Annotated in this window: 4 protein-coding genes; 3 read left to right on the forward strand and 1 reads right to left on the reverse strand. The window is 67.7% G+C overall.

The window, feature by feature from the left end:
• Positions 1-166: 166 nt before the first annotated feature.
• Genes ACJ8AT_RS29395 through ACJ8AT_RS29405 form a run of 3 tightly spaced genes read left to right on the forward strand, consistent with a single transcriptional unit; the run spans position 167 to position 1,801 of the window.
• Positions 167-1,060 carry a hypothetical protein gene (locus ACJ8AT_RS29395; RefSeq protein WP_407741240.1) on the forward strand — a complete coding sequence of 298 codons (894 nt, stop codon included), beginning with the start codon at positions 167-169 and terminating at the stop codon, positions 1,058-1,060.
• A 7-nt stretch (positions 1,061-1,067) separates the two neighbouring features.
• Positions 1,068-1,685, forward strand: coding sequence for a hypothetical protein (locus ACJ8AT_RS29400; protein ID WP_407741241.1), 618 nt, complete (start codon positions 1,068-1,070; stop codon positions 1,683-1,685).
• Complete coding sequence (locus ACJ8AT_RS29405; RefSeq protein WP_407741242.1) at positions 1,670-1,801, forward strand: hypothetical protein; 132 nt, start codon at positions 1,670-1,672, stop codon at positions 1,799-1,801. Before ACJ8AT_RS29400 ends, ACJ8AT_RS29405 begins: the two co-directional genes overlap by 16 nt.
• A 127-nt stretch (positions 1,802-1,928) precedes the next feature.
• Here the strand turns inward: ACJ8AT_RS29405 and ACJ8AT_RS29410 are convergent.
• On the reverse strand, positions 1,929-3,102 hold a 1,174-nt coding region (locus tag ACJ8AT_RS29410; RefSeq protein WP_407741243.1), incomplete at its 5' end, for a hypothetical protein.

The raw sequence follows: 3,102 nt of genomic DNA on the forward strand, positions 1-3,102 counted from the left end.
AGCAGCACGACGCTGGGGCGGCCGAGGTAGCGCAGTCGCTGCTGCACGGGGAATGCGCGACCCACGAACGGATGAATCGGGTGGGTGATGACCACCAAATCTCGCGACGGCTGCGTCTTTAAGGGGGTGCGTCGTTGGGGGCTTTCCCGAGCCGAGCACGAAGGCGGTGGCGGCCGCGCTGTCGGTGGTGCTGCTCGCCTGGTTGGGCCTGGACGCCATGTGGGGCCTCGTGGACGGCTGGGCCACCCTGGCGCAGCGGGCCCACGAGGCCACCACCTTCGAGGAGCTGCGCGAGGCGGGCGAGGCCTTCGGCCGGGTGATTGGGACGGACGCGGCCCGGGCCCTCATTCTCGCGGTGGCCACGCTCAGCGGGCGGACGCTCGGCGAGGTGGCGGAGCACGTGCGCTCGCTGCCGAGGTTCAACCAGGTGCAGGCGCAGTGGGCGGCCCAGGGCATGGAGGGCTCGGTGGCGGTGGCCATGGAGGAGGCGGCCGCGGTGGAGGTGGTGGTGGAGGAGAGCCGCGCGCTGGTCGTCCTCACGTCCCCGCAGGCGGCCGTGGCCATCAACGTCCTGGCCAAGAGCGGAAGCGCGGGAGCTGCTGGAGGGCACTCGGGCACCGTGGTCATTCAGCACCGCGGGGGTAACAAGCAGGTCGTCCTCAGCAACGGGGAGCGGTGGCACCTCCCTCGCGGGAAGAGCCTCAATGACATTCCAGCGCGGGACCCTCTGGGCGACGAGCTGCAGGCGGCGGTGCGGGAGGAGGCGGCGAAGTGGTCCCGGGCGGCGCTGTCGGATGAGGAGCTGGATGCCATCAACAAGATGCTGCGTGCTGGAAAGGAGCACCGGGCAAATCTGCTCGAGCGTCAGGCTCGTGGGCGGTGGGTCGAGAGACAGGTGGCCAACCGTTTTCCGCACCTGTCGTGGAACAGCCGAGGCGTGGACGTCACCGGCCCGGGCGGCCAGAGCTACCACTACGAGATCCTGTCTGGTACGGAGTCAAACTTCGCCCTGCACGGGCGCCGGATGGCGAGCACCTTCTTCCGCATGATCTTTTTCTGAGGGCCGCGTGACTCCCAACATCCATTACGAGAATCGAGAGATTGAGGGCGAGCGACTGGAGCTGACGGACAAGAAGGCCATTTACTGGCTCGGGCCGAACGTCACGCTCCGGGGCTGCACGCTGGTCACCAACATTTCGGCGCGGTGGCTACATTTGGTTTCGGGAAGCCTGATCGACTGCACCATTCAGGCGAAGAGCGAGCTGAAAACGCTGCCCTGGGCGCCGATGAAACTAAAGGGGTGCCGGTTCAAGGGCCGCTTCGGCGGAAACGACTTCGGATTCCGCGACGACGTGGACGACAGGTGGAGGCTCGGCAGCATTGAGGACTGCGACTTCTCAGAGGCGCGGCTCAATGGCTGCCGGTTCTTCAACTGCGACATGAGCACGATTCGCCTGCCGCGCTGGCCGTGCTTCACCTTCATGGACGCACGCGGGCACGCGGCGGAGCTGCGCCAGCACGCTTGGCCCGGGCTGTTCGGTCAGGTCACCATCGAGGTGGTATGCGATGCGCCAGCGGGCACCGTCGCCTCGACCTGGCACGCGCCCACTGTCGCCGAGAAGATGGACACGACAGTCGAGGAACTGCGCGCGGCCCTGGAGAGGGTGCCGTGGGTCGTCATGTAGAGACGTACTCGGCCACGGCATTCTGGCGGCGGCGCTCGGAGTCCATCGAGGAGTGGGCGGGAAGGGCGGAGATCTTCTTCTGGCTGCTGGTCGTGGGGAATGTCACCTCCAGGTAGGAGGGCCCGAACTGTGAGAGCTTTGCACGCGGAGCTGCCCGGTGTGGCGGCGCAAACACGAGGCAGCAGGGTGACCGAGGTCTCCGCGTAGCATGTACTCGACGAGGGCCAGCCGGGCCCGCTGCGTTCAGTCCCGAGCGCGCGGGAGGACGCCGGAGCGCAGCAGGGTCCACAGGAGCGTGGTGGCGTTGTGCATGGCCTGTCGGCGCAGGGCGCCCTCATTCAGGGCGTCCAGGGTGCTCTTGCGCTCGTCGCCGTAGTCGGAGATGCCGCGGATGACGAGGGTGCGCGTGGGCTCCACGCGCTTGAAGGCCGAGGCCATGAGGCCGGCGGACTCCATGTCGAGCGCCTTGAGGTTGCGGTCGCGCTTCTCGCGCAGCCAGCGGGTGAATTCCTGGGCGGCGCCCACGACGGGGCCGGAGGCGAGGTGGACATCCAGCAACTCGGGCTCGGCGCGGATGAGGCGCTGGCGGATGAGCTCGTTCCGGGCCTGCTCGGGGACGTGTTTCGGGAGGGCCTCCTGGCACAGTTGGCTCCAGGAGAGGAAGGCCTCGCGCTCGGCGAACTCGAGGTTGCGCACGCGGGAGATGAAGTCGTGGTCGCCCTGGAAGACGGTGCCGCCGAGGGAGAACGCGTGTGAGCCCGGAGCCGAGCCCGGCTGCGCTTTGGCCGAGGCGAGGTAGTTGTCGACCTGGCTGGCGACGACGACGTCCCCGACGCGCACGTCCGGGTGGATGCCCGCGGCGATGCCGAGCATCACGACGGTGTGGGGGTTCCACCGGGAGATGAGGCGCTCGGTGTGGAGCGCGGCGGGTTCAGGGTTCATCTCGCCGATGAACGAAACGACGCAGCGGTGGAGCGAGCCGGGGAGCTCGAAGGTGTAGTCGTACTGTCCCGTCTTCTCGTCGCGCTCGGCGCGGAGGCCCGAGGGCAATAGCTCCTGGAACACGCGGAACTCTTCCTTGAGCGCGATGACGATGCCGAGGTCCATGTGGGTTTTCGAAGTGGAGGGCTGGGGATGGGGCTGCTTGGGATTGGCCTCCAATATCCAGACAGTGCCGAAGAAATCGCCCGCGCAAATGACCTCCTCAGCGGCGGCGAGGCAAATGAAGGCTCCGCGCCCGTAGAGCGTTCGCAGACATTCTCCGGAGTGGAGGTCCCACAGCTTGAGCGTACGGTCGAAGGAGGCGGAGAGGGCGTGACGTCCATCGGGCAGCACCGCGCAGCCGGTCACCCAGTCCGAGTGGCCCTGCAGTGTGGCCAGGGTGCGGCCCGTCTCCAGGTCCCACAGCTTGAGCGTG

It is taken from the genome of Hyalangium sp. (genome assembly GCF_045802625.1).
Taxonomy (GTDB): Bacteria; Myxococcota; Myxococcia; order Myxococcales; family Myxococcaceae; genus Hyalangium.